This window comes from Rhizobacter sp. P3_B12 (assembly GCF_056402895.1).
Window position 1 is genome coordinate 1 of sequence record NZ_JBFUGN010000272.1, and the last position, 6,780, is coordinate 6,780.

Here is a 6,780-nt window from a genome sequence, read left to right on the forward strand (position 1 = left end):
TTGACCCACAGCACCTCGGTGTCCTGCTGCGAGAGCGGGTCGCGCTGCAGCAGCTTGGCAGAGGTGTTGCCGCCGCCGTAGTTCGTGATGCGCAGGTCGGAGCCCAGCAGGTTCGATCGGTACAGCAGGCGGCCGGGCTCGTCCAGGCGCTCGGCGTGGGCGGCATCCCAGGTCGGGAAGGGGTGGGTCGGATCAGTCATGGAGACGAAATCTAGGAGCCTCCAGGCATAAGGACAAGCAATGGTTTCTTATTGAATGAGAAAGGAACCCTGATGAGTTCGTAGCCCGGATGCCAATCCGGGGATCGTCGGTCACGTCGACGGCCGCTCCCGGATTCCCGCTGCGCTCCATCCGGGCTACGAACTCGGGGAAAACGTGGGGGACGCGTGCTGTCGGCGGCTCTCGCGACACCGCGCCGACCACGGGCAATCACCCGCCCTTCAACTCGCAATGCGCCAGCCGCGCCCCGTGCTCCAGCACGAACTCGCGGAACGCCGCGCTCACGCCGGTCARCACGCCGTCGCGGCGGTGCAGCAGGCACCAGTCGAGCAGCTTGGGCATGCCGGCGAGGTCGAGCACCGCCATGCGCCCGGCCGCCAGCTCGATCTGGAACGCATGCGCCGACATGAAGCTGATGCCCATGCCCGCCATCACCGCCTGCTTGATGGTCTCGTTGCCCGACAGCTCCATCGTCACGTTGACCTGCAGCGACTGCGACTGCAGCAGGTGCTCGAGGAACTGCCGCGTCGCCGAGCCCGGCTCGCGGAAGATGAACGGTTCGCCCTTCAGCTCGCTCCACGCGATGCGCCGCTTGCCGGCCAGCGGGTGCGTGGGCGCCGCGACGATGCAGTGCGGGTGGCGTGCGAAGGCCTCGGCCTCGACATCGGCCTCCGACGGCGGGTAGCCGGCGATCGCGACATCGATCTGGTGCTCGTTCAGCAGCGCGAGGATGGTCTCGCGCCGGTCCACCGACAGCTTCAGCTTGACCTCGGGAAAGCGCTCGCGGAACGCCATCATCAACAGCGGCGCGAAGTAGTTCGCCGTCGGCACCACGCCCAGGTGCAGCTGGCCGCGCGTGCTGCCCTCCCCCGAACTCATCGAGGTCAGCGCCTCCTCGGCCTGGCGGATCGCGCCGAGGATGCCGCGCGCATGGCGCAGCAGTTCGTCGCCCGCCTCGGTGAGCTGCAGCCCGCGGCCCTGCTTGCGGAACAGCGGCAGCCCGAGCTCGTCTTCGAGCAGCCGGATCTGCATCGACACCGCCGGCTGCGTGAGATGCAGCTGCTCGGCGGCGCGCGAGTGGCTCAGCGTGGTCGCGGCGGCCTCGAAGGCGCGCAGCTGGCGCAGCGTCAGGTTCTTCATGGGCCGCAAGCTTAGGGCCTGCAGCCGCGCCCCCGATCAGCGGCCACCCAACTCGGAACTGCTCAGGCGCATCGGAGCATCGGCACCCGGGTCGTCCGACGACGAGTACAGCTTTTCACATTGCTCTTTTGCAGGATCCTTCCACCAGATGGGATTGATATTCTTGGAGCAATAGCAGTCGGGATGGCCTTTCGTGAGCAGCGCAAACTGATCTTCGGCAACCGGCCGCGCACGCACTTCCTTCGACAGCTGCCGATAGAAGCGCGGCATGCTGTGGTTGGCGATGATGTTGCCGTGCAGCAGATCGAACTCGAGCTCGGTGATGTTCTCGCTCAACGAATAGAACAGCCGCAGGAAGGAGCGCACATAGGCCAAGGCCTCCCCCTTCTCGTAGATGCGCCATACCGGCACATTGCAATGCATCACCTTCGGGTCAACGCAGGACCAGTAGGCTGTCACCGGCGAAGGGTCGAAGACGACCGCGGCCTCGACCTCGGCGCTGCGATAGGCAAACAGCTGGGCCAAGCCACCGCCCAGCGAGTGCCCGGTCGACACGATGTGCCAGCGGTCGATGGGCCGGCCCAACGCCTCCTTGATGTCGAGCTTGGTGCGATCGATCACCTGCTCGACCATGTCCGACACCTGGTTGTACTGATCGTGTCCCGGCACGACCCACCGCAAATTGCTGTACCAGTCGGCCAGGCTCGTGAAGTCCGTGCCGCGAAACGCGACGGCGACACTCACCGAGCCGTCGGCCTCCGGCCGATAGAACACTCCGAAACGCAGGCCAAGCCATTCGCGCCCGGCCGGCAGGTCGGCCGTGTCGTCACTGCGGTCGCTGGCGTAGGTGTGCAGTCGGCTCCAGCCGTGATCGGCCGCTGCGAAGCCTCCGTCGCAGTCGGAGTCGGACACCGGGTCGGATGCGCTGGCTGCTTCGCCGGCAACTGCCGGCTTCGGGACTTTGCGGCGCTGGTACAGGTCATCGCAGTAGACGACCGCCGACAGCATCGCGTACGGAAGAATCGCCGACGCATGTTGCGCGACCTCGTCGGCCAGCATCGGTTGCTTGGTGCGCTTGCGGAAATCGCGTCGAAACGCGTGCAATGGTTCAGCGGGCTTTTCCGCCTTGTCCGGCAGCACCGCATCGGCCGCAGGCGTCGTCGGCGGGTCCAGTGCGCCGGGAGTCTTTGGTGGTGGGTCTTGCGGAGGCAGCACCTTGTCCGGCGGGGGCCCGGCTTCCACCTCCTGCGCCTGCGGATCCACCGGAGCTTCCTGCGCCCCTGCCCCTGCAGCCGCGCCCAGCAGCAGCGCCGCCACGGCTGCTCGCCCCCATGCGTTCGAAATGACCATGCCTGCCTCCGCGCCTGAAAGACTCGAAGATAGGCCAGCCTCTTCGCATTCACCTCCCCAAGGAGAAGGACGTCGTCGCCCTGCGCGGTTCAGTCAACGCCGAGTGCGCCTCTCAGGTGCGTCAGCGGCAGCGCCCCGCCCGCCTTCACCTCGCCGAGCGAGAAGCTGGTGTGGATGTCCTTCACGTTCGGCAGGTTCAACAGCGTCTCGATCGAGAAGCGCGAGAACGCATCGAGGTCGGTCGCCATCACCTGCAGCTCGAAGGTGCCGGCGCCCGAGATGTAGTGGCAGGCGATCACCTCGGGCAGCTGGCGGATCGCGTCCTCGAGCGCGCGCGTCTCGGTGCCGGTGTTGCGGTTGGCATCCACGCGCACGAAGGCCAGCACGCCCAGGCCGACCTTGCGCCGGTCGAGCTCGGCGCGGTAGCCGGTGATGTAGCCCTGCTCCTCCAGCCACTTGACGCGCCGCCAGGTCGGCGCGGCCGACAGCCCGATGCGCCCCGCGAGCTCGGCATTGGACAGCCGCGCCTCCTGCTGCAGCTCGCGCAGGATCAGCACGTCGTAGCGGTCGAGCGTGGCGCCGTGCGGCTCGCCGGCGGGGGCGTGAAGCGCCGGGGCCGCCGATCTGCTGGTTTTCCCTGATACGGGCTTTTTGAGCGTCATTCTCGTCACCAGATGGAAATGTCAGCAAGATTATTGCGCGCAGGCCCTCTGGCAGGGCAAACATAGAAAGGACTTGCGCAGCCCGAATCCCTACACTGACCGCTGCCGACGCCGCCACGAGCGGCCGACGCGCCTCACCGAACCCTCCCCCAAGGAGCCCTGGCCGATGAATGCCCCGCTACCCGAATCCATTCGCAAGGCGCTCGAGAGCGTCTCCCTCGACGACAAGTACAGCCTCGCGACCGGCCGCGCCTTCATGAGCGGCGTGCAGGCGCTGGTGCGGCTGCCGATGCTGCAGCGCACGCGCGACGCGATGGCCGGCCTGAACACCGGCGGCTTCATCAGCGGCTACCGCGGCTCGCCGCTCGGCGGCTACGACCAGGCGCTGTGGCAGGCCAAGAAGCACCTGCAGGCGCAGAACATCGTGTTCCAGCCCGGCGTCAACGAAGAGCTCGGCGCGACCGCGGTGTGGGGCACGCAGCAGCTCGACCTGTACCCGCAGAGCAAGAAGTTCGACGGCGTGTTCGGCATCTGGTACGGCAAGGGCCCGGGCGTGGACCGCTGCTCCGATGTGTTCAAGCACGCCAACATGGCCGGCACCGCGAAGCACGGCGGCGTGATCGCGCTGGCCGGCGACGACCACATCGCCAAGAGCAGCACCGCGGCGCACCAGAGCGACCACATCTTCAAGGCCTGCGGGCTGCCGGTGTTCTTCCCGTCGAGCGTGCAGGACATCCTCGACATGGGGCTGCATGCGTTCGCGATGAGCCGCTTCGCCGGTGTCTGGTCGGGCATGAAGACGATCCAGGAGATCGTCGAATCGTCGGCCAGCATCAGCGTCGACCCCGACCGCGTGAACATCGTGCTGCCGGAAGACTTCGTGATGCCGGCCGGCGGCCTGCACATCCGCTGGCCCGACGCGCCGCTCGAGCAGGAAGCGCGGCTGATGGACCACAAGTGGTACGCCGCGCTCGCCTACATCCGCGCCAACAAGCTGAACCACAACGTGATCGAAGGCCCGAACGACCGCTTCGGCCTGATCGCCAGCGGCAAGGCCTACAACGACACCCGCCAGGCGCTGCACGACCTCGGCCTCGACGACGACGCCTGCCGCCACCTCGGCATCCGGCTGCACAAGGTCAACGTCGTGTGGCCGCTCGAGGCCACCATCACGCGCGAGTTCGCGAAGGGCCTGCAGGAGATCCTGGTCGTCGAGGAGAAGCGCCAGGTCATCGAGTACCAGCTGAAGGAGGAGCTCTACAACTGGCGCCCCGACGTGCGGCCGACCGTGCTCGGCAAGTTCGACGAGGTGGCCGGCGACCAGAGCGGCGGCGAATGGTCGCAGCCGAACCCGGGCAGCAACTGGCTGCTGCGCGCGCAGGCCGACCTGACGCCGGCCATCATCGCGAAGGCGATCGGCAAGCGGCTGAAGAAGCTCGGCGTCGATGCCGACACCGCCGCGCGCATCGATGCGCGGCTCGCGCTGATCGAGGCCAAGGAACGCAGCCTCGTCGACGTGAAGAACGAGGGCGGCGACCGCCTGCCGTTCTTCTGCAGCGGCTGCCCGCACAACACCAGCACCAAGGTGCCCGAGGGCTCGCGCGCGGTGGCCGGCATCGGCTGCCACTACATGGTGGTGTGGATGGACCGCAGCACCAGCACCTTCACGCAGATGGGCGGCGAAGGCGTGCCGTGGATCGGCCAGGCGCCGTTCACGACCGACGAGCACATCTTCGCGAACCTCGGCGACGGCACCTACTTCCACAGCGGCAGCCTGGCGATCCGCCAGAGCATCGCGGCCGGCGTGAACATCACCTACAAGATCCTCTACAACGACGCAGTCGCGATGACCGGCGGGCAGCGCGTGGGCGAGCGGCCCGAGGGCCACTCGGTGCTGCAGATCATGAACAGCCTGAAGGCCGAGGGCGTGGCCGCGCTGTGCATCGTGACCGACGAGCCCGAGAAGTACGACGGCGTCGCGCTCGCCGAGGGCGTGCAGGTGTTCCACCGCGACGAGCTCGACCGCCTGCAGCGCGAATACCGCGAGCTGAAGGGCACGACGGCCATCATCTACGACCAGACCTGCGCGACCGAGAAGCGCCGCCGCCGCAAGCGCGGCACGATGGTCGAGCCGGCCAAGCGCGTGGTGATCAACGAGCTGGTTTGCGAGGGCTGCGGCGATTGCTCGGTGCAGAGCAACTGCCTGAGCGTGGAGCCGGTCGAGACCGAGTTCGGCCGCAAGCGCCGCATCAACCAGAACACCTGCAACAAGGACTACTCCTGCGTGAAGGGCTTCTGCCCGAGCTTCATCACCGTCGAGGGCGGGCAGCTGAAGAGCGCGAAGAAGGCCAAGCAGGAGCGGCCGCAGCCGTCATCGATCGCGGTGCCGGAGCCGGTGCTGCCGGTGGCGGAAACGGCCTGGGGCATCGTCGTCGCCGGCGTCGGCGGCACCGGCGTGATCACGATCGGCCAGCTGCTCGGCATGGCGGCGCACCTGGAGGGCAAGGGCATCGTCACGCAGGATTCGGCCGGCCTCGCGCAGAAGGGCGGCAGCACCTGGAGCCACATCCAGATCGCGAACCGCATGGAGGCGATCCACACCACCAAGGTCGGCACCGCGGAAGCCGACCTGGTGATCGCCTGCGACCCGATCGTCGGCGCCAACAAGGCCACGCTGGCGACGCTGCGCGAGGGCCGCAGCTTCGTCGCGCTGAACACGCACGGCTCGCCGACGGCGGCTTTCGTGACCAACCCGGACTGGCAGTTCCCCGGCGCGAGCTGCGAGGCGGCGGTCGTCGCGGCGGCCGGTGCGGCGCAGGTGGGCATGCTCGATGCCGAGGAGCTCGCGGTGCAGCTGGTCGGCGATTCGCTGTACACCAACCCGTTGATGCTCGGCTATGCATGGCAGAAGGGCCGCGTGCCGCTCGGCCATGCCGCGCTGATGCGCGCGATCGAGCTGAACGGCGTGCAGGTCGACAACAACAAGGCGGCCTTCGAATGGGGCCGCCGCGCGGCGCACGACCTGGCGGCGGTGAAGGCGCTGTTCAAGGCGGCACAGGTGATCGAGTTCGTGCGCAAGAGCGTCAACGTCGACGACGTGATCGCCAAGCGCGTCGAGTTCCTGACCGGCTACCAGGATGCGGCGTACGCGGCGCAATACAAGGCCTTCGTCGAGAAGGTGCGGGCCGCCGAGGCGCCGCTGGGCGGCCACAAGCTGACCGAGCAGGTCGCGCGCTACCTGTTCAAGCTGATGGCCTACAAGGACGAGTACGAGGTGGCGCGGCTGCACACCGACAAGAGCTTCCTCGACAAGGTGGCGGCGCAGTTCGAGGGCGACTACACGCTGAACTACCACCTGGCGCCGCCGGCCCTCGCGAAGAAGAACGACAAGGGCGAGCTGGTGAAGCAG

Annotated in this window: 5 protein-coding genes; 1 reads left to right on the forward strand and 4 read right to left on the reverse strand. The window is 67.7% G+C overall.

What is annotated here, in order from left to right; all coding sequences use genetic code 11:
* From AC1D01_RS15655 to AC1D01_RS15670, 4 genes are all read right to left on the reverse strand, one after another.
* Window positions 1–200 (reverse strand): hypothetical protein (locus AC1D01_RS15655; protein WP_477867758.1); only part of this gene is annotated, 200 nt, incomplete at its 3' end.
* Between the two features lie 229 nt (window positions 201–429).
* Window positions 430–1,359, reverse strand: a complete 930-nt coding sequence (locus tag AC1D01_RS15660) for a LysR family transcriptional regulator (protein WP_477867761.1) — start codon at window positions 1,357–1,359, stop codon at window positions 430–432.
* A gap of 36 nt (window positions 1,360–1,395) precedes the next feature.
* Complete coding sequence (locus AC1D01_RS15665; RefSeq protein ID WP_477867763.1) at window positions 1,396–2,709, reverse strand: lipase family protein; 1,314 nt, start codon at window positions 2,707–2,709, stop codon at window positions 1,396–1,398.
* An 89-nt stretch (window positions 2,710–2,798) separates the two neighbouring features.
* Window positions 2,799–3,371 (reverse strand): Lrp/AsnC family transcriptional regulator, encoded by a 573-nt coding sequence (locus AC1D01_RS15670; protein WP_477867765.1) that lies wholly within the window; start codon window positions 3,369–3,371, stop codon window positions 2,799–2,801.
* A gap of 166 nt (window positions 3,372–3,537) precedes the next feature.
* On the opposite strand from AC1D01_RS15670, the gene AC1D01_RS15675 reads away from it, so the two are divergent.
* Window positions 3,538–6,780 (forward strand): indolepyruvate ferredoxin oxidoreductase family protein (locus tag AC1D01_RS15675; protein WP_477867767.1); only part of this gene is annotated, 3,243 nt, incomplete at its 3' end.

Coding starts and splice junctions, on each gene's coding strand:
- AC1D01_RS15665 (WP_477867763.1), bottom strand. CDS start 2,709: ATGGTCATTTCGAACGCATGGGGGCGAGCAGCCGTGGCGGCGCTGCTG.
- AC1D01_RS15670 (WP_477867765.1), bottom strand. CDS start 3,371: ATGACGCTCAAAAAGCCCGTATCAGGGAAAACCAGCAGATCGGCGGCC.